The organism is Citrobacter sp. Cpo074 (genome assembly GCF_030332745.1).
GTDB classification, from domain to species: Bacteria; Pseudomonadota; Gammaproteobacteria; order Enterobacterales; family Enterobacteriaceae; genus Citrobacter; species Citrobacter portucalensis.
This window is the reverse complement of record NZ_JAOWHG010000027.1, coordinates 1,187,553-1,209,281: the sequence shown is the minus strand read 5'-3', so window position 1 is coordinate 1,209,281 and position 21,729 is coordinate 1,187,553. Positions and strand designations below refer to the sequence as shown.

The 21,729-nt window shown below is 53.2% G+C and carries 21 protein-coding genes and 2 tRNA genes; 12 read left to right on the top strand and 11 right to left on the bottom strand.

All coding sequences use genetic code 11. The annotated features are described in order from the left end of the window. The first annotated feature begins 20 nt into the window (after positions 1 to 20). The 4 genes from OGX83_RS10455 (at position 21) to pnuC (ending at position 2,275) form a co-directional block, all read left to right on the top strand. Positions 21 to 96 (top strand) — tRNA-Lys (locus OGX83_RS10455). Positions 97 to 128: 32 nt separating this feature from the next. Beyond that, positions 129 to 204: transfer RNA gene (locus tag OGX83_RS10450), tRNA-Lys, on the top strand. Between the two features lie 281 nt (positions 205 to 485). Continuing rightward, positions 486 to 1,529 (top strand): quinolinate synthase NadA, encoded by a 1,044-nt coding sequence (gene nadA, locus OGX83_RS10445; RefSeq protein ID WP_003837113.1) that lies wholly within the window; start codon positions 486 to 488, stop codon positions 1,527 to 1,529. Between the two features lie 26 nt (positions 1,530 to 1,555). Then, positions 1,556 to 2,275 carry a nicotinamide riboside transporter PnuC gene (gene pnuC / locus OGX83_RS10440; RefSeq protein ID WP_008784161.1) on the top strand — a complete coding sequence of 240 codons (720 nt, stop codon included), beginning with the start codon at positions 1,556 to 1,558 and terminating at the stop codon, positions 2,273 to 2,275. Here pnuC and zitB read toward each other — a convergent pair. Together zitB and OGX83_RS10430 are read right to left on the bottom strand one after the other, a co-directional pair. After that, positions 2,272 to 3,213, bottom strand: coding sequence for a CDF family zinc transporter ZitB (gene zitB / locus OGX83_RS10435; RefSeq protein ID WP_032942740.1), 942 nt, complete (start codon positions 3,211 to 3,213; stop codon positions 2,272 to 2,274). The genes pnuC and zitB overlap by 4 nt on opposite strands. Positions 3,214 to 3,326: 113 nt before the next feature. After that, positions 3,327 to 3,701: a YbgS-like family protein gene (locus tag OGX83_RS10430; RefSeq protein WP_003022994.1), complete on the bottom strand. Its 375-nt coding sequence runs from the start codon at positions 3,699 to 3,701 to the stop codon at positions 3,327 to 3,329. A 317-nt stretch (positions 3,702 to 4,018) separates the two neighbouring features. Here OGX83_RS10430 and aroG point away from each other — a divergent pair, with 317 nt between their 5' ends. Continuing rightward, positions 4,019 to 5,071: a 3-deoxy-7-phosphoheptulonate synthase AroG gene (gene aroG / locus OGX83_RS10425; RefSeq protein ID WP_100272745.1), complete on the top strand. Its 1,053-nt coding sequence runs from the start codon at positions 4,019 to 4,021 to the stop codon at positions 5,069 to 5,071. Between the two features lie 108 nt (positions 5,072 to 5,179). Here the strand turns inward: aroG and gpmA are convergent, their stop codons facing one another. The 7 genes from gpmA to modE form a co-directional block, all read right to left on the bottom strand. After that, positions 5,180 to 5,932: a 2,3-diphosphoglycerate-dependent phosphoglycerate mutase gene (gene gpmA, locus OGX83_RS10420; protein WP_003022999.1), complete on the bottom strand. Its 753-nt coding sequence runs from the start codon at positions 5,930 to 5,932 to the stop codon at positions 5,180 to 5,182. A gap of 232 nt (positions 5,933 to 6,164) precedes the next feature. After that, complete coding sequence (galM, locus tag OGX83_RS10415) at positions 6,165 to 7,205, bottom strand: galactose-1-epimerase (protein ID WP_234692235.1); 1,041 nt, start codon at positions 7,203 to 7,205, stop codon at positions 6,165 to 6,167. Further along, entirely contained in the window at positions 7,199 to 8,347 is a 1,149-nt protein-coding gene (gene galK / locus OGX83_RS10410; protein WP_032942744.1) for a galactokinase, read from the bottom strand. The genes galM and galK overlap by 7 nt, the downstream gene beginning before the upstream one ends. A gap of 3 nt (positions 8,348 to 8,350) precedes the next feature. Continuing rightward, positions 8,351 to 9,397 carry a galactose-1-phosphate uridylyltransferase gene (galT, locus tag OGX83_RS10405; protein ID WP_032942745.1) on the bottom strand — a complete coding sequence of 349 codons (1,047 nt, stop codon included), beginning with the start codon at positions 9,395 to 9,397 and terminating at the stop codon, positions 8,351 to 8,353. 9 nt (positions 9,398 to 9,406) lie between these two features. Next, positions 9,407 to 10,423 carry a UDP-glucose 4-epimerase GalE gene (galE, locus tag OGX83_RS10400; protein WP_286588004.1) on the bottom strand — a complete coding sequence of 339 codons (1,017 nt, stop codon included), beginning with the start codon at positions 10,421 to 10,423 and terminating at the stop codon, positions 9,407 to 9,409. Between the two features lie 217 nt (positions 10,424 to 10,640). Continuing rightward, positions 10,641 to 12,113, bottom strand: a complete 1,473-nt coding sequence (gene modF / locus OGX83_RS10395) for a molybdate ABC transporter ATP-binding protein ModF (protein ID WP_204191456.1) — start codon at positions 12,111 to 12,113, stop codon at positions 10,641 to 10,643. A gap of 67 nt (positions 12,114 to 12,180) precedes the next feature. Further along, positions 12,181 to 12,969: a molybdenum-dependent transcriptional regulator gene (gene modE, locus OGX83_RS10390; RefSeq protein WP_032942748.1), complete on the bottom strand. Its 789-nt coding sequence runs from the start codon at positions 12,967 to 12,969 to the stop codon at positions 12,181 to 12,183. A gap of 129 nt (positions 12,970 to 13,098) precedes the next feature. Here modE and OGX83_RS10385 point away from each other — a divergent pair, with 129 nt between their 5' ends. The 4 genes from OGX83_RS10385 (at position 13,099) to modC (ending at position 15,956) form a co-directional block, all read left to right on the top strand. Beyond that, positions 13,099 to 13,248, top strand: a complete 150-nt coding sequence (locus OGX83_RS10385) for an AcrZ family multidrug efflux pump-associated protein (RefSeq protein ID WP_020996536.1) — start codon at positions 13,099 to 13,101, stop codon at positions 13,246 to 13,248. Between the two features lie 184 nt (positions 13,249 to 13,432). Then, the gene (gene modA / locus OGX83_RS10380) at positions 13,433 to 14,206 is read left to right on the top strand and encodes a molybdate ABC transporter substrate-binding protein (RefSeq protein WP_003831470.1); all 774 of its coding nucleotides are present in this window, start codon (positions 13,433 to 13,435) and stop codon (positions 14,204 to 14,206) included. Continuing rightward, on the top strand, positions 14,206 to 14,895 hold the full coding sequence (modB, locus tag OGX83_RS10375; protein ID WP_008784169.1) for a molybdate ABC transporter permease subunit: 690 nt from the start codon (positions 14,206 to 14,208) through the stop codon (positions 14,893 to 14,895). The genes modA and modB overlap by 1 nt, the downstream gene beginning before the upstream one ends. 2 nt (positions 14,896 to 14,897) lie before the next feature. After that, entirely contained in the window at positions 14,898 to 15,956 is a 1,059-nt protein-coding gene (gene modC, locus OGX83_RS10370; protein ID WP_003831474.1) for a molybdenum ABC transporter ATP-binding protein ModC, read from the top strand. Here the strand turns inward: modC and OGX83_RS10365 are convergent, their stop codons facing one another. Then, on the bottom strand, positions 15,957 to 16,775 hold the full coding sequence (locus tag OGX83_RS10365; RefSeq protein WP_003831476.1) for a pyridoxal phosphatase: 819 nt from the start codon (positions 16,773 to 16,775) through the stop codon (positions 15,957 to 15,959). 165 nt (positions 16,776 to 16,940) lie between these two features. On the opposite strand from OGX83_RS10365, the gene pgl reads away from it, so the two are divergent. After that, positions 16,941 to 17,936: a 6-phosphogluconolactonase gene (gene pgl / locus OGX83_RS10360; protein ID WP_020996535.1), complete on the top strand. Its 996-nt coding sequence runs from the start codon at positions 16,941 to 16,943 to the stop codon at positions 17,934 to 17,936. Positions 17,937 to 18,018: 82 nt separating this feature from the next. On the opposite strand, the gene OGX83_RS10355 is transcribed toward pgl, so the two are convergent. Further along, entirely contained in the window at positions 18,019 to 19,302 is a 1,284-nt protein-coding gene (locus OGX83_RS10355) for a putative acyl-CoA thioester hydrolase (protein WP_286588002.1), read from the bottom strand. Positions 19,303 to 19,526: 224 nt separating this feature from the next. On the opposite strand from OGX83_RS10355, the gene hutI reads away from it, so the two are divergent. Further along, a complete protein-coding gene (hutI, locus tag OGX83_RS10350) occupies positions 19,527 to 20,750 on the top strand; it encodes an imidazolonepropionase (RefSeq protein WP_174770543.1) in 1,224 nt (407 codons plus the stop codon). Then, entirely contained in the window at positions 20,747 to 21,688 is a 942-nt protein-coding gene (hutG, locus tag OGX83_RS10345) for a formimidoylglutamase (RefSeq protein WP_168978487.1), read from the top strand. The genes hutI and hutG overlap by 4 nt, the downstream gene beginning before the upstream one ends. The last annotated feature ends 41 nt before the right edge of the window (positions 21,689 to 21,729 follow it).

Below are 21,729 nucleotides of genomic sequence, written 5' to 3'. Positions count from 1 at the left end.
TTTTCAGGTTATACCCGAGCGGGTCGTTAGCTCAGTTGGTAGAGCAGTTGACTTTTAATCAATTGGTCGCAGGTTCGAATCCTGCACGACCCACCATCCTGAAAGTATAAAGAAGTAAACCCCATAAGGGGGCGTTAGCTCAGTTGGTAGAGCAGTTGACTTTTAATCAATTGGTCGCAGGTTCGAATCCTGCACGCCCCACCAGTGTAAAAAGGCGCCCTAAAGGCGCCTTTTTGCTATCTGCGATTTATAAGATTCGAATCTGCTTGCCTGATGCGCTTCGCTTATCAGTCCTACAGACGACACTATTCACGTAGGCCGGATAAGACGTCAGTCGCCTTCCGGCATTCCTCACACGCAATTATTGTGACTTTCTTACGCCAATCCGCTATCTTGTTTAGCATATAAAACAAATCTAACCGAATACGGCGTGCGTCACGCTTTTAATCGGTTATTTCGTTAAGCTAGTAAAACGAGAAAGCAAGATGAGCGTGATGTTTGATCCAGAAGCAGCAATTTATCCGTTTCCGCCGAAGCCAGCCCCGTTGAGTGTGGATGAAAAGCAATTTTATCGTGAAAAAATCAAGCGCCTGCTGAAAGAGCGTGATGCCGTTATGGTCGCGCACTATTACACTGATCCCGAAATTCAGCAGTTGGCCGAAGAGACCGGTGGTTGTATTTCTGATTCTCTGGAGATGGCGCGTTTCGGCTCAAAACATTCTGCCTCTACGCTGTTAGTTGCAGGCGTGAGGTTTATGGGGGAAACCGCCAAAATCCTCAGCCCGGAAAAGACCATCCTGATGCCGACCCTACAGGCGGAATGCTCATTAGATCTGGGCTGTCCGATTGATGCGTTCAGCGCGTTTTGCGATGCGCACCCGGATCGTACCGTGGTGGTTTACGCCAATACCTCAGCCGCCGTTAAAGCACGTGCGGACTGGGTCGTCACATCCAGTATCGCGGTAGAACTTATTGAGCATCTTGATAGTTTGGGTGAAAAAATCATCTGGGCTCCGGACAGACATCTGGGCAACTACGTCCAAAAACAGACCGGTGCAGACGTTCTTTGTTGGCAGGGGGCCTGTATCGTCCACGACGAATTTAAAACTCAGGCTTTAACACGCATGAAAGGGCTTTACCCTGATGCCGCGGTGTTGGTGCACCCGGAGTCCCCTCAGTCTATCGTTGATATGGCCGATGCGGTTGGCTCAACCAGCCAGTTAATCAACGCCGCTAAATCGTTACCGCATCAACAGCTGATTGTGGCGACTGACCGGGGCATATTTTACAAAATGCAGCAGGCCGTTCCGGATAAAGAATTGCTTGAAGCGCCGACGGCTGGTGAGGGGGCAACCTGTCGCAGCTGTGCGCATTGTCCGTGGATGGCGATGAACGGCCTCAAGGCGATTGCTGAGGGCCTGGAACAAGGCGGAGCGGCTCATGAGATACATGTTGATGCTGCGCTGCGAGAAGGGGCGTTGTTGCCGTTAAACCGCATGTTGGAATTTGCGGCTACACTTCGAGCTTAATTAATTTTTTTGCTCTGGGGGAAAAGATGGACTTTTTTAGCACGCAGAACATTCTGGTACATATTCCGATTGGCGCTGGCGGTTACGATCTGTCGTGGATCGAAGCTGTGGGTACGATCGCTGGGTTGCTGTGTATTGGCCTGGCGAGCCTTGAGAAAATCAGCAATTACTTCTTCGGCCTGATAAACGTCACGCTGTTTGCGATTATCTTCTTTCAGATCCAGCTCTATGCAAGCCTGTTGCTGCAAGTTTTCTTCTTTGCCGCCAACATCTACGGCTGGTATGCCTGGTCCAGGCAAACCAACCAGCATGAAGCGGAACTGAAAATTCGCTGGCTGCCGTTACCAAAAGCGATCGGCTGGCTGGCGGCTTGCGTGGTGGCGATCGGCCTGATGTCGGTCTATATCGATCCGGTCTTTGCGTTCCTGACCCGCATTGCGGTGAACATTATGCAGGCATTAGGATTGCAGGTTGTTGTGCCTGAGTTGCAACCCGATGCATTCCCGTTCTGGGACTCCTGCATGATGGTGTTGTCGATTGCGGCGATGATCCTGATGACGCGTAAGTACGTTGAAAACTGGCTGCTGTGGGTGATCATTAACGTAATAAGCGTAGTGATTTTCGCCCTGCAAGGCGTATATGCCATGTCGCTGGAGTATATGATCCTGACGGTTATCGCCCTGAACGGTAGCAGGATGTGGATTAACAGCGCGCGCGAGCGGGGTTCCCACGCGCTGTCCCATTAATGGTGATGGTGTGAATGGCCGGATACCCCCTGATACAGGTGGCAGTCCGGCCCATTACACGGCTGATACTCCATCTGGATCGTGGCGTGTTCAATCTGGTAGTGATGGATAAGGAAATGCTGAATACGCTCCAGCAGCGCGTCGTGATCGTGCGGCGGGACCACCTGCACATGCAGCGTCATTACCGGTTTTTCACCCACCATCCAGACATGGACATGGTGCACATTGCGGACTTCGGGGATATCCCGGCTGAGATGGCGCTGCAGTGCGGCGATATCCAGCGTCAGCGGGGCGCCTTCCAGTAATTCATTAACGCTATCCTTTAACAGTCGCCAGGCGCTACGCAGTACCAGCACGGAAACCAGAATCGAGAGAATCGGGTCCGCAGGCGTCCAGCCCGTCCAGATAATAATCAGCGCAGCGATGATCGCCCCGACCGAGCCGAGTAAATCGCCCATCACATGTAGTGCCGCGGCGCGGACGTTCAGGTTTTTCTCCTCACTGCCGCGGTGTAGAACCCAAAAAGCCAGCACGTTAGCCAGTAAACCCGCGACAGCTATAACCATCATCATGCCGCCAGCCACGGGGCGGGGCGTATGGAAGCGCTCAATGGCTTCCCAGACGATTAAAATGGTGATCACGACCAATGCGATGGCGTTAACAAACGCGGCCAGTGTCGTGAGCCTCAGCCAGCCGAAGGTGTGTCGTATTGTGGGCGGGCGATGGGAAAACCGGACGGCCAGCAGCGCAAAAAGGAGCGCTGCGGCATCAGTGAGCATATGCCCGGCATCGGCCAACAAGGCCAGTGAACCTGAAAGTATGCCACCCACCACTTCAACCAACATAAATCCGGCTGTAATGCAGAATGCAAACATCAAGCGGCGGGCATTATTGTCCTTGGGTTGCTCAGAAGAAGTATGAGTATGCGAGTGCGCCATTATGCCATCCCTTTGTTATTCTCATCTTTACTGTATGCCATCATACCGTTTTTGGGATGATAAAATTAAAAAGGAGAGCTATTGCTCTCCCATTATTAGCTTTATTTTCAGCGTTACTGCGTAGTGCCATCAGTTTTTGTCTCAGCATCATTGTTAATGCCGTTTCCGGTCTCAACCTTCTTATTCACATCAGGGCAGCGACCGTCCTTACACATGGTGTTTTTGTGCATCTCGTCTTTGGTCATCCCTTCATGGTTCATTGATGAACCGTTCGGGTGCAGCATTGTGCCACCCGAATTCACGTTACTGTTGTCGACATTATTTGGTGCCACGTTTTCGCGTGCGTCTGGGGCGACCTGACCGGCATCCGCCGAGGAATTTGCCTGGCCGTTATTGGACTGTGTATTGGTTTCAGCAGCCAGCGCCGCGCCGCTGGCGAGGCTGAGTGTAGCGGTAAGAAAGAGTGAAGCCAGCTTTGTCATATGCATAATATGCTCCTGTTATGGTCGATATGTCGGATAACGTCTTCCAACAGTGCATGTGCCAGTTACATCATCAATATGTGGTTAATAGTTTTGCCAGAGAAATTAAACCCAGCATAGAATCTTGAAATTTATGAAAATTAAAGCTGTTACAGTTATAAATTGTAGGTTGGATCTCGTTTTTCGCTACTTTATTGCGTTTTTTTGGCCAATTCCAGGATTAATCCGTCCAAAGTGTAAAACCCCGTTTACACTTTATGACTGAAGATATAGATTGGAGGGATTGCATTCATTTATATAAGTATGGCAACGCTGGAATAATCATGAATTATCAGAACGACGATTTACGCATTAAAGAGATCAACGAGTTATTACCGCCAGTCGCATTGTTGGAAAAATTCCCCGCTACTGAAAATGCCGCAAACACGGTGGCTCATGCCCGTAAGGCGATTCATAAAATCCTGAAAGGGAGTGACGATCGCCTGCTGGTAGTGATTGGGCCTTGCTCTATTCATGATCCGGCAGCCGCCAAAGAGTATGCCGCTCGCCTGCTGGCACTGCGTGAAGAGTTAAAAGGCGAGCTTGAAATCGTTATGCGGGTCTATTTTGAAAAACCGCGAACTACCGTCGGCTGGAAAGGGCTTATCAACGATCCGCACATGGACAACAGCTTCCAGATCAACGATGGGCTGCGCATTGCGCGTAAACTGCTGCTGGATATCAATGACAGCGGATTGCCTGCTGCGGGTGAATTCCTCGATATGATTACGCCGCAATACCTCGCCGACCTGATGAGCTGGGGCGCGATTGGGGCACGTACCACAGAATCTCAGGTGCACCGCGAATTGGCGTCTGGTCTGTCCTGCCCGGTTGGCTTTAAAAATGGTACTGATGGCACGATAAAAGTAGCGATTGATGCGATTAACGCCGCAGGAGCGCCGCACTGCTTCCTGTCTGTGACCAAATGGGGTCATTCGGCGATCGTAAATACCAGTGGTAATGGCGATTGCCATATTATTTTGCGCGGCGGCAAAGAGCCGAACTACAGCGCTCAGCACGTTGCCGACGTGAAAGAAGGTCTGATCAAAGCAGGGCTTTCAGCGCAGGTGATGATCGACTTTAGCCATGCCAACTCCAGCAAGCAGTTCAAAAAGCAGATGGATGTCGCGAAAGATGTTTGCGGACAAGTTGCTGGGGGCGAAAAAGCAATTATTGGCGTGATGATCGAAAGCCATCTGGTAGAAGGCAATCAAAACCCGGATAGCGGTGAGCCGCTGACCTACGGTAAGAGCATCACCGACGCCTGCATTGGCTGGGAAGATACCGATGCGGTGTTGCGCCAGCTGGCGGATGCGGTAAAAGTGCGCCGCGGTTAAAAAATTCATCCGGGCTACGCTCAGTAGGCCGGATAAGGCAACGCCGTCATCCGGCAATAAAAAAGCGTGGAGCATTCCACGCTTTTTTCGTTTGACCCAAGATGAAAATTACTTCGCTTTACCCTGGTTCGCAACGGCTGCTGCTTTTGCTGCGATCTCGTCAGCATTACCCAGATAGTAATGTTTGATTGGTTTGAAGTTTTCGTCGAACTCATATACCAGCGGTACGCCGGTCGGGATGTTCAATTCAAGGATCTCATCTTCGCCCATGTTATCCAGGTATTTAACCAGCGCACGCAGAGAGTTACCGTGAGCGGCGATAATTACGCGCTCACCGCTTTTCATGCGCGGCAGAATGGTTTCGTTCCAGTAGGGGATAACGCGATCGATGGTCAGCGCCAGGCTTTCGGTAACCGGCAACTCTTTGTCGGTCAACTTCGCATAACGCGGATCGTGACCCGGATAACGCTCGTCATCTTTGGTCAGTTCCGGTGGCGTTACCGCAAAGCCGCGACGCCATTGCTTAACCTGCTCGTCACCGTATTTTTCAGCGGTTTCAGCTTTGTTCAGACCCTGCAGCGCGCCGTAATGACGTTCGTTCAGTTTCCAGGATTTTTCAACCGGCAGCCAGGCCTGATCCAGTTCGTCCAGTACGTTCCACAGGGTGTGGATGGCACGTTTCAGCACAGAGGTATAAGCAAAATCGAAGCTGTAGCCTTCTTCTTTCAGCAGTTTACCTGCCGCTTTTGCTTCGCCCACGCCTTTCTCTGACAGATCAACGTCATACCAACCGGTAAAACGGTTTTCGTTGTTCCACTGACTTTCACCGTGACGTACCAGAACCAGCTTAGTTACAGCCATACACTCACTCCTATAAATCATATTGAATGATAATAATTCTCATTATATTGCCGTAAAGCGTCAGCGGCAATGCTTACGCATAACCATAGCGAAAATAGCACCACAGTGTAAGGTTCTTGTGAATTCAAGGTTGCGATTTTGTCTTTGAGTGGTGGGGATTTGAGCGGTTCTACTGTGATAAACAAATAACAGGCCCGCTACGTTACGTCATCGGGCCTGTGAGGGGAAAGGATCAGACTGGAATAAACTGATATTCCGTCACGCTGGCATACTCTTCACCCGGGCGTAAGAAGCAGTCCGGCTGCTGCCACTCTGGATGGTTTGGGCTGTCCGGGAGAAACTCACTTTCCAGCGCCAGACCTTGCCAGTCTTCGTAGGCGTCTGGCCCGCGAGATGGTGTACCGCCGAGGAAGTTGCCGGAGTAAAACTGCAATGCTGGGGCGGAGGTGTATACCACCATCTGCAGTTTTTCATCCTGGGACCACAGTCGAGCGACCGGCGTACGCGCATTGCCCTGTGCCTGAAGCAGGAAGGCGTGATCGTAACCTTTCACCTTGCGCTGATCGTCATCGGCAAGAAATTCACTGCTGATGATTTTAGGCGTGCGGAAATCGAAAGTGCTACCAGCGACGGATTTCAGCCCGTCATGCGGGATGCCCATTTCATCAACCGGCAAGTACTCGTCCGCCATAATTTGCAGCTTATGCTGGCGCACATCCGTTTTGTTACCGTCGAGGTTAAAATAAACGTGATTCGTCAGATTCACCGGACAGGGCTTATCGACCGTGGCGCGGTAGGTTATCGAAATACGATTATCGTCAGTCAGGCGATACTGCGCGGTGGCGCATAGATGGCCAGGGAAACCCTGGTCGCCATCGTCAGATGTTAAGGTGAACAGCACCTGACGGTCATTCTGATTGACTATCTGCCAGCGACGTTTGTCGAAACCGTCTGGCCCGCCGTGCAGCTGGTTGTCGCCCTGACTTGGTATCAACTCAACGGTTTCGCCGGCAAAGGTATAGCGGCTGTTGGCGATACGGTTAGCGTAGCGACCAATTGAAGCGCCGAGAAACGCAGCCTGCTCCGGGTATTGTTCCGGACTGGCGCACCCGAGCAATGCTTCGCGCACGCTACCATCGCTAAGCGGAATACGTGCAGAGAGCAGGGTTGCGCCCCAGTCCATGAGCGTGACCACCATCCCTGCGTCATTGCGCAAGGTGAGCAGGCGAAACGGCTGACCGTCCGGAGCCTGCACAGGGATTTCGTTTAACATTGTCCGGCTCCTTGAGAAGGTTTGCAGACGTAGAATGTTTCTTTGATACCGGTTTTTGCTTCGTACTGCTCGGCGACAGCCTGCTGAACGGCAGGTACCAAATCTTGTGGGATCAGCGCCACGATGCAGCCGCCGAAGCCGCCGCCGGTCATACGGACACCGCCTTTATCGCCGATGGTCGCTTTGACAATCTCTACCAACGTATCAATTTGCGGCACGGTAATTTCAAAGTCATCGCGCATTGAGGCGTGAGATTCCGCCATCAGCTGGCCCATGCGCAGCAGGTCGCCTTTTTCCAGCGCCTGTGCGGCTTCAACGGTACGCGCATTTTCCGTGATCACGTGGCGAACGCGTTTGGCGACAATCGGATCCAGTTCGTGGGCGACAGCGTTGAAGGCTTCAAGGCTGACATCACGCAGCGCTGGCTGCTGGAAGAAACGCGCACCGGTTTCACACTGTTCGCGACGGGTATTGTATTCGCTACCGACCAATGTGCGTTTAAAGTTACTGTTGATGATCACCACCGCTACGCCCTCAGGCATGGAAACGGCTTTGGTGCCCAGCGTTCGGCAGTCGATCAGTAGCGCATGATCTTTCTTACCAAGTGCCGAGATCAGTTGATCCATAATGCCGCAGTTACAGCCGACAAACTGGTTTTCAGCTTCCTGGCCATTCAGGGCAATCTGCGCGCCGTCGAGCGGCAGATGATAGAGCTGCTGGAATACCGTACCCACAGCGACTTCCAGTGAGGCAGAAGAGCTTAAGCCCGCACCCTGCGGGACGTTACCGCTGATCACCAGATCCGCGCCGCCAAAGGCGTTATTGCGCTTTTGCAGATGTTTCACTACGCCACGCACGTAGTTTGACCACTGCTGGCTGTCATGAGCGATAATTGGCGCATCAAGCGAGAACTCATCAACCTGATTGTCGTAATCAGCGGCGATCACACGGACTTTTCGATCGTCGCGTGCCGCACAGCTGATAACGGTTTGATAGTCGATAGCGCAGGGCAGAACGAAGCCGTCGTTATAATCGGTATGTTCACCGATCAGGTTCACACGACCCGGTGCCTGAATAGTATGGGTGGCAGGGTAGCCAAATGTTTCAGCAAACAGAGATTGTGTTTTTTCTTTCAGACTCATTATTTAAACTCCGGATTCGCGAAAATGGATGTCGCTGACCGCACGCAGTCGTTCAGCCGCTTGTTCTGCCGTCAGGTCGCGCTGGGTTTCTGCCAGCATTTCATATCCGACCATAAATTTACGCACGGTCGCGGAACGCAGCAGCGGCGGGTAAAAGTGTGCGTGCAACTGCCAGTGTTGGTTTTCTTCACCGTTAAACGGTGCGCCGTGCCAGCCCATAGAATAGGGGAATGAGCACTGGAACAGGTTGTCATAACGACTGGTCAGTTTTTTCAACGCCAGCGCCAGGTCAGCACGCTGTTCGTCGGTCAAATCGGTAATTCGCAACACGTGCGCTTTCGGCAGCAGCAGCGTTTCGAACGGCCACGCGGCCCAGTAAGGGACAACTGCCAGCCAGTGCTCGGTTTCAACGACCGTACGGCTGCCGTCCGCCAGCTCACGCTGGACGTAATCAACGAGCATCGGCGCGCCTTGTTCGGCGAAGTACGCTTTCTGCAGGCGATCTTCACGTTCGGCTTCGTTAGGCAAAAAGCTGTTGGCCCAAATTTGTCCGTGTGGGTGCGGGTTTGAGCACCCCATCGCTGCGCCTTTATTCTCAAATACCTGCACCCAGGGATAGGTTTTGCCTAAGTCTTCAGTCTGTTCCTGCCACGTTTTCACAATTTCTGTTAGCGCAGGGACGCTGAGTTCCGGCAGCGTTTTGCTGTGATCGGGCGAGAAGCAAATTACACGGCTGGTACCGCGCGCGCTCTGGCATCGCATTAACGGATCGTGACTGTCCGGCGCGTCCGGGGTATCGGACATCAGCGCCGCAAAGTCATTGGTAAAGACATAGGTCCCGGTGTAATCCGGGTTTTTGTCGCCGGTAACGCGCGTATTGCCAGCGCACAGGAAGCAGTCCGGGTCATGTGCAGGCAGTACCTGCTTAGACGGAGTTTCCTGCGCCCCTTGCCACGGGCGTTTGGCGCGATGTGGTGATACGAGGATCCACTGCCCGGTGAGCGGGTTAAAACGGCGATGTGGATGATCGACAGGATTGAATTGCGTCATGATTGGTCCTTAATCCGAATATCCCTGCGGGTGGCGTGACTGCCAGTGCCAGGTATCTTGTGCCATTTCATCCAGTGTGCGGGTCACGCGCCAGTTGAGCTCGCGATCGGCTTTGCTGGCGTCAGCCCAGTAGGCCGGAAGATCGCCATCACGGCGCGGGGCGAAATGGTAATTCACCGGTTTACCGCAAGCTTTGCTGAAGGCGTTGACCACGTCCAGCACGCTGCTACCGATGCCTGCACCGAGGTTGTAAATATGTACGCCCTGTTTGCCCGCCAGTTTTTCCATGGCAGCAACATGGCCGTCGGCGAGATCCATCACGTGGATGTAGTCGCGTACGCCGGTGCCATCTTCAGTAGGGTAGTCATTGCCAAATATGGCAAGAGATTCGCGACGGCCAACGGCAACCTGCGCGATGTAAGGCATCAGGTTGTTTGGAATACCTTGCGGATCTTCCCCCATATCTCCCGATGGATGAGCGCCAACCGGGTTAAAGTAGCGCAGCAGGGCAATGCTCCAGTCGGGCTGTGCTTTTTGCAGATCGGTCAGGATCTGTTCCACCATCAGCTTGCTTTTGCCGTACGGACTTTGCGGCGTGCCGGTGGGGAAGCTTTCAACGTAAGGAATTTGCGGCTGATCGCCATAGACGGTCGCGGAGGAGCTGAAAATGAAGTTTTTCACGTTGGCAGCGCGCATTGCATTCACCAGACGCAGAGTGCCGTTGACGTTGTTGTCATAGTACTCCAGCGGCTTGGCAACGGATTCTCCAACGGCTTTTAAACCGGCAAAATGGATGACCGTATCAATGGCATGATCGTGCAGAATTTCGGTTATCAGCGCTTCGTTACGGATGTCTCCTTCCACGAAGGTCGGATGCTTGCCGCCTAAACGCTCAATGACGGGCAGTACGCTACGCTTGCTGTTGCAGAGATTATCCAGGATCACCACTTCGTGACCGTTTATCAGCAACTGCACGCAAGTGTGGCTTCCAATGTAACCGCTACCACCTGTAACCAATACTCTCATAATTCGCTCCGTTAAGCCTATGGTATGCAATAACCATAGCATAACAAAGATGCGAAAAGTGTGACACGGAATAAATTAGTGGAATCGTTTACACTCCGGTGTTTTCACTCGATGCTGCCAGTTACTTTATTATAAATCATTATGTTAGGTTGTTATTTCAGCACTTGTCTGAAAAAAAAGCAGAAAAAAGGGCGTGATAAACGCCCTGGCATGAAAATTAACGCAGAGAGGTTTGTCGATAGGCGTAGATATCACCCTCGGGTACAAACTCTAGCCGATGGGTAATGCAGGCCGGGGCATCTTCGGCGTGATGAGAGACAAACAAAAGCTGAGTTTCACCTTCACCGATCAGGACATCCACAAACCGACGGATCAGTTGACGGTTGAGCGGATCTAATCCTTGCAACGGTTCATCGAGGATCAGCAACGTAGGATGTTTCACCAGTGCACGAACAATCAATGCCAGCCGCTGCTGCCCCCAGGAAAGACTATGAAATGGCGCATCCGCGGTACGTTTATCGATGCCCAGAATATCCAGCCACTGTTGTACCAGCTTGTGCTGTCTGTCGGAGACGGCCTGATAAATGCCGATTGAATCGAAATAACCGGAGAGAATAACGTTGCGAACTGTCGTACTTACCCGGTAATCCAGATGCAGGCTGCTGCTGACATAGCCAATATGTTTTTTGATATCCCAGATAGTTTCACCGCTGCCCCGGCGGCGGCCAAACAGGGTCAGGTCGTTGCTATATCCCTGGGGATGATCGCCAGTGATTAAACTGAGCAGGGTTGATTTCCCCGCACCGTTGGGGCCGATGATTTGCCAGTGTTCCCCCGGATTTACCCGCCAGCTCAGATGATGCAGGATAGGGCGATCGTTATACGAGACGGTGCCGTCGTTAAGCACAATGCGCGGCTCGTTATCTGACAACGTGTGGCGCACCGAAGGCTCATCCGGTTCGGGTAACTGGATGCCTTCCAGCCGTTCGCTATGTGCAAGCTGAGCGATTAATGCCTGTTGCAGAAGGTCGGGTTTTGCACCGGTTTCCGTCAGCGTGCAGTCGGCAAGTACGCCGGCAAACTGCACGAATTCGGGAATTTCATCAAAGCGATTAAGCACCAGTACCAACGTTAAACCGGCCTGGTGCAACTCAGCGAGCAACTCAGCTAACTGGCGACGGGACGCCACGTCCAGCCCGTCAAAGGGTTCATCAAGGATCAGCAAATCCGGTGTGGACATTAATGCCTGGCAGAGCAGGGTTTTGCGTGTTTCACCGGTGGAAAGGTATTTGAAACGCCTGTTGAGCAGGGCAGAAATGCCAAACTGCTGCGCCAGCGCAGCGCAGCGGGCGGGGTCGTGAACTTCGTCCTGAATTATTTCTGCGGTAGTGCGCCCGGTGTCGTCTTCACCGGGACTAAGAAGATCGGTGTTGTTTCGCTGCCACTCGTCGCTGACCAGCTTTTGGAGCTGCTCAAAGGAGAGTCGGGTAATACGTGTGAACTGGCTGCGGCGTTCGCCTTTCAGGAGCGGCAACTCGCCCGCCAGCGCGCGGGCCAGCGCAGATTTCCCGCTGCCGTTAGAGCCAACAAACGCCCAGCTATCACCCGCGTTTAACGTCAACGCATCTAACTGGAGCGTTTTTGTGTCGCTAAGACGAAACGTGCCTTGCGAAATTTGCAACGATGACATTTTGTATCCCATTATTTGCAGCGATGAATAACAGGGATACGTGTTCTTCAGGCTGATGTCAATTAACTCAGCACAGTGTGGCGATAATCACCCTGTCCGCATTAAAATATGCTGTGACGTTAGCGCCTTCCGTTAATGTGTGGGCCTGCTCTATCGGCAAAGTCGCGCACAGCGTCTGGCCGTCTGGCAAGGTCATCAACACTTCGCACTGCTCCGCTCCGCGTTCGATATGGCTGATTGTGCCCTGCAACTGGTTATCGGCGGCCTGAGCGATGGCGTCGTCCTGAGTGATTCCTACCCACGGCGCTTTCAACAGAATCAGTACTTCTTTGCCTTCCTCAAGCCCGAGACGCTCGCCGCTTTGTGCAGTGATTGCCACTTTCAGGCGCGTTTCGCCATCCGCCAGCAGCACGTCGACATGCTGTTGAACCTGATCGTGGTCGCGGGCGGTAATGGTGCCAAACCACTGGTTACGGGCGCTGGTTTGCAGCGAAAAGCGAGAGATCGCCGCCAGCAGGCTATTGAGCGGCAGTGCGTCGTCATCGCTCAAAACATCGAAGGCTTTCTGTTGAATTTGCGCTAATAAATCATACAACTGGATTAAGCGTTGGCCGTAGCGCGTTAACACCGCGCCGCCGCCGCCTTTGCCGCCAGTGGCGCGCTCAACCAGCGTCTGCTCGCTGAGCTGATTCATTTCGTTAATCGCATCCCAGGCGCTTTTATAGCTGATACCTGCATCCTTCGCGCCCTGACTGATGGAGCCGGAAAGCGCAATGTGCTTAAGCAGAGAAATGCGACGGGGATCGGCAAACAGTTTTTGCTGAAGTTTCAGCGTAAGAAGGATTTCGGCCTGCATCACAAGCTCCTGGCAAAAGGGGTATTGTGACGGAAAACCGCGCGCGCGCAAAGCCAACCGCACAAAAGGGGAGTGCTTTTCTGTGTTATGTGGTTAGAATACAACTAAGGACTATATCTGGAGTTGACCATGTTAGAGTTATTGAAAAGTCTGGTATTCGCCGTAATTATGGTTCCTGTGGTGATGGCTGTCATCCTGGGGCTGATTTACGGACTGGGTGAAGTGTTCAACATCTTCTCCTCTATCGGTCAGAAAGACCAGTCCAGACAGAATCATTGATTCCCCAAACGCCCGCTCAGTCGGGCGTTTATATTTTTTGCCTGCCAACTCGTTTTCTCAAGATCTTGCTTTCCCTGCCGATATTTTCTTTGTGTAACCTCTAATTGGTATCAATAACCACTGGGAAAATCCTGGTTTACTCGTTATATTTGCGCCTACATAACGAAACGCAAAGGAGTTACAGATGGCACGTACATGGTTACGCTTGTTTGCAGGGGCAACACTTTCTCTTACCGTTGCCGGGCATGCGCTGGCGGATGAAGGAAAGATTACCGTTTTTGCAGCGGCTTCGCTGACCAACGCGATGCAGGACATTGCAACGCAATATAAAAAAGAGAAGAACGTTGATGTTGTCTCCTCTTTTGCTTCTTCTTCCACACTGGCGCGTCAGATTGAAGCAGGCGCACCGGCCGATCTGTTTATTTCTGCCGATCAGAAATGGATGGACTACGCGGTAGACAAGAAGTCGATTGATACCGCATCGCGTGAAACGCTGTTGGGTAACAGTCTGGTGGTGGTTGCGCCGAAAGCCAGCGCACAGAAAGACTTCACCATTGACAGTAAAACCAACTGGACCAGTCTGTTGAATGGTGGACGCCTGGCTGTTGGCGATCCAGAACATGTTCCGGCGGGCATTTATGCCAAAGAAGCGCTGCAAAAATTGGGTGCATGGGATACCCTGGCCCCGAAACTGGCTCCTGCTGAAGACGTGCGCGGTGCGCTGGCGCTGGTAGAGCGTAACGAAGCGCCGCTGGGGATCGTCTATGGTTCCGATGCTGTCGCCAGTAAGGGCGTAAAAGTTGTTGCGACTTTCCCGGAAGATTCGCACAAAAAAGTGGAATACCCTATCGCGATTGTTGATGGGCACAAAAACGCAACGGTTAGCGCGTTCTATGATTACCTGAAAGGACCGCAGGCTGCTGAAATCTTTAAACGTTATGGATTTACGACCAAGTAATGATACTGACCGATCCTGAATGGCAGGCCGTCATCCTGAGCCTGAAAGTTTCTTCCCTGGCTGTGTTGTTTAGTTTGCCGTTTGGGATCTTCTTTGCCTGGCTGCTTGTGCGATGCAAGTTTCCGGGCAAAGCGCTGCTCGACAGCGTTCTGCATTTGCCGCTGGTTCTGCCGCCGGTCGTGGTAGGCTATCTGCTGTTGGTCGCCATGGGGCGGCGCGGATTCATTGGCGAATGGTTGTACGACTGGTTTGGCATTACCTTTGCCTTTAGCTGGCGCGGTGCGGTACTGGCTGCGGCGGTGATGTCTTTTCCTCTGATGGTACGGGCAATTCGTCTGGCGCTGGAAGGTGTCGACGTCAAGCTGGAGCAGGCGGCCCGCACGCTGGGAGCCGGACGCTGGCGTGTATTCATGACCATTACGCTACCGCTGATGCTGCCCGGCATTATTGTCGGTACGGTGCTGGCGTTCGCGCGTTCCCTCGGGGAATTCGGCGCAACCATTACTTTTGTTTCCAACATTCCTGGCGAAACCCGCACCATTCCTTCGGCGATGTATACCCTGATCCAGACTCCCGGCGGCGAAAGCGCGGCGGCGAGGTTGTGTATCATTTCTATTGTTTTAGCGCTGATTTCGCTGCTGATTTCTGAATGGCTGGCGCGTATTAGCCGTGAGCGGACGGGGCGATAATTATGCTGGAACTCAATTTCTCCCAGACGCTGGGGACGCATTGCCTGACGCTCAACGAAACGCTGCCAGCCAGCGGCATCACCGCTATTTTTGGCGTTTCCGGCGCGGGCAAAACCTCACTGATTAACGCCATCAGCGGCCTGACGCAGCCGCAGTCCGGACGTATCGTGCTCAACGGTCGGGTCTTAAACGACGTCGAGAACGGTATCTGTTTAACGCCGGAAAAACGCCGGGTGGGCTATGTTTTCCAGGATGCGCGCCTGTTCCCGCACTATAAAGTGCGCGGCAACCTGCGTTACGGAATGGCGAAAAGCATGGCCGGACAATTTGATAAGCTGGTGGCGCTGTTGGGCATTGAACCGCTGCTTGACCGTCTGCCTGGCGGTCTTTCTGGCGGTGAAAAGCAGCGTGTTGCCATCGGTCGGGCGCTGCTGACCGCGCCTGAGTTATTGCTGCTTGATGAGCCGTTAGCCTCACTGGATATACCGCGTAAACGCGAACTGCTGCCTTACCTGCAACGCCTTGCACGTGAAATCAATATTCCGATGCTGTATGTCAGCCACTCGCTTGATGAGATTTTGCACCTGGCGGATAAAGTGATGGTGCTGGAGAACGGGCAGGTCAAAGCGTTTGGTTCGCTGGAAGATGTCTGGGGTAGCAGCGTGATGCACCCCTGGCTGCCTAAGGAACAGCAAAGCAGTATTCTGAAAGTCAGCGTGCTGGAACATCATCCACACTATGCGATGACCGCGCTGGCGCTCGGCGATCAGCATCTGTGGGTCAATAAGCTGGAGCAACCGCTGCAAACCGCGCTGCGTATTCGTATTCAGGCATCTGATGTTTCACTGGTGCTCCAACCACCCCAGCAGACCAGTATTCGTAACGTTCTCCGGGCAAAAGTCGCGCAATGCTATGACGATAACGGTCAGGTGGAAGTTCAGCTTGAGGTGGGCGGTAAGACGCTGTGGGCGAGGATTAGCCCATGGGCCAGGGATGAACTGGGTATCAAACCTGGCCTGTGGCTGTACGCGCAAATTAAGAGCGTATCGATTACCGCCTGATTACAGCAGGTGGGAGTAGATAAATTTCGCGATGCTGTCTGTGGTGTTGTCGCCAATCACGATGTTGGCGCGGGCTTTGACCGCGTCATCCGCGTTGCCCATCGCCACGCCGGTACCTGCGGCTTCCAGCATGCTGATGTCGTTAAAGTTATCGCCAAAGGCAATCACGTTTTCCATTGACCCGCCCTGTGCTTCAATCCACTGGGTAAGGCGTCGTCCTTTGCTGTTGCCTTTACGTGCAATGTCGACCTGATCATGCCAGGACCATTCACACTCCAGTCCCAGCTGTTGCTCAACGTACTGGCCAAACTGCTGCAGTTTCGGAATATCTTCGTCGGTCAGGGCAAATTTCCAGACGGCGTTGACGTCATGTGCGGCCTGCGCCAGCGAAGGAACCTGGGTGAAGGTCGGGCGCTGTTCCGGCGGCAGAGTTTGCGCCCAGTTAGCGGTACGCACCACATGCCCGGTTGGGCGCTCATACAGCATGGCCTCATCCACATACATCAGCCCGTGGATCTGATGTTCATCCAGCATTTCGATCAGCTGTAATGCCTGGTCTACCGGGAGGGGATCGGATTCCAGTACCTTTTTTGCCTGATAATCATACAAGTAGGTACCGTTACAGCAAATTGCAGGTGTATCCAGCGCCAGTGCCTGATAAAAAGGATGAATAGCAACGTGATGGCGACCTGTGACAATGATAAGTTGGTAGCCTGCTTCTCTGGCGCGCGAGAGCGCTTCGAGGGAGGATGGCAGCAAGGTTTTTTTCGGGGTCAACAGGGTACCGTCTAAATCCAGGGCAATCACGCGTGCGGTCATAGTTTTTTCCAGATTAAGGTTGAGAATTTTGTCTGCTGGAATGGTACACCGAGACGGGAGCCGGACAAAATTCTGAGCCTTAATTAAGCATTCACCGTTAAAAGCGTCTACCTTAGGCGTGTGTCAGGCAATTGCAGCCACCTGCCAAAAAGCAAAGGAGTATTCATGAAGCAAACCGTTTATACCGCCAGCCCTGAAAGTCAGCAAATCCACGTCTGGAGCCTGAATCACGATGGTTCTCTGACGCTGACGCAGGTGGTTGATGTACCGGGTCAGGTACAGCCGATGGTCGTCAGCCCGGATAAGCGTTACCTCTATGTTGGTGTGCGCCCGGAGTTTCGCGTGTTGGCTTATCGTATTGCGCCTGATGACGGAGCGCTGACCTTCGCAGCAGAGTCAGCGCTGCCGGGTAGCCCGACGCATATTTCTACCGATCATCAGGGACGTTTCGTGTTCGTTGGCTCTTATAACGCGGGTAGCGTGAGCGTCACGCGTCTGGAAGATGGCCTGCCGGTGGAACTGGTTGACGTGGTAGAAGGTCTGGATGGTTGCCACTCAGCCAACATCTCTCCGGATAACCGTACCCTTTGGGTTCCGGCGTTGAAACAGGATCGTATCTGCCTGTTTGACGTTAGCGATGATGGCCATCTGGTTGCGCAGGAACCGGCTGAAGTGACTACCGTTGAAGGCGCGGGCCCGCGTCATATGGCGTTCCATCCGAATAAGCAATATGCCTACTGCGTGAACGAGCTGAATAGCTCTGTTGATGTCTGGGAGCTGAAAGATCCGTACGGCAAGATTGAGTGTGTGCAGACGCTGGATATGATGCCTGCTGATTTCGCGGATACCCGTTGGGCAGCAGATATTCACATCACACCGGATGGTCGTCATCTGTATGCCTGTGATCGCACCGCCAGCCTGATTACGGTCTTTAGCGTCTCTGAAGATGGCAGCGTGTTGACCAAAGAAGGTTTCCAACCTACCGAAACTCAGCCACGCGGTTTTAATATCGATAACAGAGGTAAATACCTGATTGCAGCCGGGCAAAAATCGCACCATATCGCGGTATACGAGATTGCTGGCGAACAAGGACTGTTGACGGAGAAAGGTCGTTACGCGGTAGGACAAGGCCCGATGTGGGTGGTTGTTAACGCGTACTAATATTGCGTCTAATGCCGGATGAGTATCCGGCACATTGCCCGGCAGAGCATGAATCTGCCGGGTTTACATCAGAGAATGACGTTTACTGCTTAGGTTCAGCAACCACTTTGCTACCGATACCGCGGTTGTTGTATTCCCACATACGGTTGAAGTTGGTGTCGTTCAGGTTACGCTGGAGTTCACCTTTGTCATCTTCCGCACCGGTATTACCGGCAAACGGGCGTTTTGCGATAACGCTGTCAGCCCATGGTTTTGCCATGTTAAAGCCTTCGTTAATCACGCTGTCACGAATCACGACCTGACCGTTAGTGTTGGAATCGACATCCAGCGAGCGGCCTAACTGCGCCACGCCATCGCCACTTGCCGTGAAGCGGCTATTAATCGCCAGGAAACCGTAGTAGATGTTTGACAGGGTAGCCGGTGCGAACACATAGGCTTCCTGCTGGGTACGGGAGTTCACTACGCGGAAATCGGTGTTATCGAACACTACGGCACCGCGACCGGAAACGATATCCACATCGCCTTCAATGTAGCTGTTGGTAACCAGCGTACGCGGCTGACGATCGTTTTCCAGACGGTTTTGTACGCCGCTATTGGTCACGAAGAAGGTATTCTGGCGGCCCAGGATATTGACCTTGTTGATCTGCACTTTATCGCCATCGGTACGCAGTGCAACGGCCGGGTGGTTACCCGCATCAACGCTGTCACCCAGGTTGTTTTCGATGGTCAGGTTCTGCAATTGCAGACCGTTATTTTGCGACCAGACGACAGCAGAACACATCACGCCAATATTCGTGCCACGTTTGTTCTGGCAATTATCAAACATATACCACGCAGGTTTACCCGGCATATATTTACCGGCTGGGTTCACCGTACGACGCCAGTCCGCGGTGCTCATGTCACCGTCAATGGCCTGGCCAATTTTCACATCAAGCGGTTTTTCGCCCATGCCGTACAGCGTCAGGCTACCTGTTGCTGCCGGGATATATACCGTACCCTGGTACTCGCCTGGCATAATCGCGATGTACTGACGTTTGTTAGTACGTTTGATGATTGCTGCATCAACAGCGGCCTGAATGCTGGTATGGGTGACGCCCTGAGTCCCTGCCGGGCCAACGACGAAGTCAGGCTGTGCGGGCAGAGAAATAGAAGAAGGGCTCCACGGCGCGGTGTTTGGCGTCAGCGCGGAAAAATAGTGCGCAGTAACGAAGTTTTTCGCTTCATTGGCCGACAAAATTGGGCGCGAAGAGGTTCCTGGCGCGGTTTGATCGGAAGGAATTTGATCGGGCGGCGTAGAGCTACAGGCGGTCAGCGTCACGCCAAAAGCCATTGCCAGCGCCAGACGGGAAACTGATGATATGTTCACAGGTTGCTCCGGGCTTTGAAAGTTATCCATTAAAGCCTGCTTTTTTATACTAAGTTGAGCGAAACGGGAAGGCGAAAAGGTAAAAAGTTGTTTTTTATCGCAGCAATGTCTGGCGCGGAGAGTCTTTATATCACAAATAGATAACAATTATGGTTCTTCAGGTTGACAACATCCCTATAATCAAAAATAAATGTCTATACAACCTATGACAAGTGGTGAGTCGAATGCAGCAATTCTTCCCTGATGATGTTATCTGGCGCAATGTTCGTCTGGCGACTATGGACCCTGAACGTGGTACCCCATATGGGCTGTTGGATGGTCACGCGCTGATCGTCCGCCAGGGCAAGATTCGCGATATCGTCCCGGAATCATCGTTATATCTCACGCATGACAATACTTTTGATATGCAGGGCAGGCTGATTACGCCTGGCCTGATTGATTGCCATACGCATCTGGTCTTTGGCGGAAACCGCGCAGGTGAGTGGGAGCAGCGGCTAAATGGTGTCTCCTACCAGCAGATAAGCGCTCAGGGTGGGGGGATCAATGCCACCGTATCGGCGACCCGCAGCGCCACGGATGAACAACTCTTACACGTAGCCCATCAGCGGATGGAACAGCTGATCAAAGAAGGTGTTACGCTGGTGGAAATAAAATCCGGCTACGGCCTGGATTTGCCGACAGAAGAGAAAATATTGCGCGTGGTGGCAGCGCTGGCGGCAGAGAATATCGTTGAAATCAGCCCGACGCTGTTGGCCGCGCATGCAACTCCAGCGGAATACCGGGATGATCCTGACGGCTATATTACGCTGGTGTGTGAGACCATTTTGCCGCAATTGTGGGAACAAGGGCTGTTTGAGACCGTCGATCTGTTCTGTGAAAGCGTTGGTTTTTCATTGGCGCAGAGTGAGCGGGTGTTTCAGGCTGCACAGGCGCTGGGCATCCCGATTAAAGGCCATGTCGAACAACTGTCATTGCTTGGCGGCGCACAGTTGGTAAGCCGCTACCAAGGGCTATCCGCCGATCATATTGAATACCTCGATGAAGCGGGCGTGGCGGCGATGAGCCAAAGCGGTACGGTCGGCGTGCTGCTGCCCGGCGCATTCTATTTCCTCAAAGAGCAGCAGCGCCCACCGGTAGCGTTGCTGCGTCAATATCAGGTACCGATGGCGGTAGCGACAGATTTTAACCCCGGTACCAGTCCGTTTATCAGCCTGCACTGGGCAATGAATATGGCCTGTGTTCAGTTTGGCCTGACGCCGGAAGAAGCATGGGCGGGCGTAACCCGTCATGCGGCCCGGGCGCTTGGGCGTCATGCCACCCACGGTCAATTGAAGGTCGGGTTTGTGGCCGATTTTGTGGTGTGGGATGCAACCCTCCCGGTCGAGATCCTGTATGAACCCGGGCGCAATCCGCTCTACCAACGCGTATTCAAAGGACAAATAGCATGACCAACTGGCAACCAGCCTCACCTGCGCTGTGGCAGGGACGTGATGACCGCGCCGAATCGCCGAATGCGCTGCGCCTGTTTCAGACTATCACCCTGAGCCCGACGTTTAGCCCAGAAATGTACCGCGAGCAGATAGCGTTGCTCGGGTTTGCCTGCGACGAAGGCGTTAAACGTAATCAGGGGCGTACGGGCGCCGCCGGAGCACCCGATGTGCTACGCAAGGCGCTGGCGAATTTAGCCAGCCACGATGGGCACAATCGGCTGGTGGATCTGGGAAATATTGTGGCGCAGGCTCCCGATCTTGAGGGTGCGCAGCAGGCGTTACGTAATGCGGTACAGCGCTGTCAGCACGAGAACATGCGTACCTTTGTTTTGGGCGGGGGACACGAAACTGCCTTTGCGCATGGCGCGGGCGTACTGGGTGCGTTCCCGCAGGCGAAAGTGGGGATAGTCAACTTCGATGCGCATCTCGATTTGCGCAAAGCTGAACAAGCTACATCCGGTACGCCATTTCGCCAGCTGGCGCAGCTTTGCGATGAACAGCAGCGTGAATTTCACTATGCCTGTATCGGCGTCAGTCGGGCGGCAAACACCCAGGCGCTTTGGGATGAGGCCCAGCGGCTCGGTGTTACCGTGGTGGAGGATCTGCATTGCGATACGGCGCAGGCGCAGTTAGCGCAGTTCATTGCCAATCTGGATGTCATCTATCTGACAATCGACCTCGACGTGCTGCCGGTGTGGGAAATGCCCGGCGTGTCGGCCCCCGCCGCGCTTGGCGTACCGTTGGCGACGCTGCTGAGACTGATTGAGCCTCTGTGTCGTAGCGGTAAACTCCTGGCGGTGGATATGGTTGAATTTAATCCACGCTTTGACGATGATGGCAGAGCAGCACGCGTGGCGGCGCGATTAGGCTGGCAAATCGCCCATTGGTGGCACTGATATACCTGATGGCGTTGCGCTTATCAGGTTCGGGTAATGCC

Excerpts from the sequence above, each read along its gene's own strand:
- nadA (WP_003837113.1), top strand. The coding sequence starts at position 486 with ATGAGCGTGATGTTTGATCCAGAAGCAGCAATTTATCCGTTTCCGCCG.
- pnuC (WP_008784161.1), top strand. The coding sequence starts at position 1,556 with ATGGACTTTTTTAGCACGCAGAACATTCTGGTACATATTCCGATTGGC.
- zitB (WP_032942740.1), bottom strand. The coding sequence starts at position 3,213 with ATGGCGCACTCGCATACTCATACTTCTTCTGAGCAACCCAAGGACAAT.
- OGX83_RS10430 (WP_003022994.1), bottom strand. The coding sequence starts at position 3,701 with ATGCATATGACAAAGCTGGCTTCACTCTTTCTTACCGCTACACTCAGC.
- aroG (WP_100272745.1), top strand. The coding sequence starts at position 4,019 with ATGAATTATCAGAACGACGATTTACGCATTAAAGAGATCAACGAGTTA.
- gpmA (WP_003022999.1), bottom strand. The coding sequence starts at position 5,932 with ATGGCTGTAACTAAGCTGGTTCTGGTACGTCACGGTGAAAGTCAGTGG.
- galM (WP_234692235.1), bottom strand. The coding sequence starts at position 7,205 with ATGTTAAACGAAATCCCTGTGCAGGCTCCGGACGGTCAGCCGTTTCGC.
- galK (WP_032942744.1), bottom strand. The coding sequence starts at position 8,347 with ATGAGTCTGAAAGAAAAAACACAATCTCTGTTTGCTGAAACATTTGGC.
- galT (WP_032942745.1), bottom strand. The coding sequence starts at position 9,397 with ATGACGCAATTCAATCCTGTCGATCATCCACATCGCCGTTTTAACCCG.
- galE (WP_286588004.1), bottom strand. The coding sequence starts at position 10,423 with ATGAGAGTATTGGTTACAGGTGGTAGCGGTTACATTGGAAGCCACACT.
- modF (WP_204191456.1), bottom strand. The coding sequence starts at position 12,113 with ATGTCATCGTTGCAAATTTCGCAAGGCACGTTTCGTCTTAGCGACACA.
- modE (WP_032942748.1), bottom strand. The coding sequence starts at position 12,969 with ATGCAGGCCGAAATCCTTCTTACGCTGAAACTTCAGCAAAAACTGTTT.
- OGX83_RS10385 (WP_020996536.1), top strand. The coding sequence starts at position 13,099 with ATGTTAGAGTTATTGAAAAGTCTGGTATTCGCCGTAATTATGGTTCCT.
- modA (WP_003831470.1), top strand. The coding sequence starts at position 13,433 with ATGGCACGTACATGGTTACGCTTGTTTGCAGGGGCAACACTTTCTCTT.
- modB (WP_008784169.1), top strand. The coding sequence starts at position 14,206 with ATGATACTGACCGATCCTGAATGGCAGGCCGTCATCCTGAGCCTGAAA.
- modC (WP_003831474.1), top strand. The coding sequence starts at position 14,898 with ATGCTGGAACTCAATTTCTCCCAGACGCTGGGGACGCATTGCCTGACG.
- OGX83_RS10365 (WP_003831476.1), bottom strand. The coding sequence starts at position 16,775 with ATGACCGCACGCGTGATTGCCCTGGATTTAGACGGTACCCTGTTGACC.
- pgl (WP_020996535.1), top strand. The coding sequence starts at position 16,941 with ATGAAGCAAACCGTTTATACCGCCAGCCCTGAAAGTCAGCAAATCCAC.
- hutI (WP_174770543.1), top strand. The coding sequence starts at position 19,527 with ATGCAGCAATTCTTCCCTGATGATGTTATCTGGCGCAATGTTCGTCTG.
- hutG (WP_168978487.1), top strand. The coding sequence starts at position 20,747 with ATGACCAACTGGCAACCAGCCTCACCTGCGCTGTGGCAGGGACGTGAT.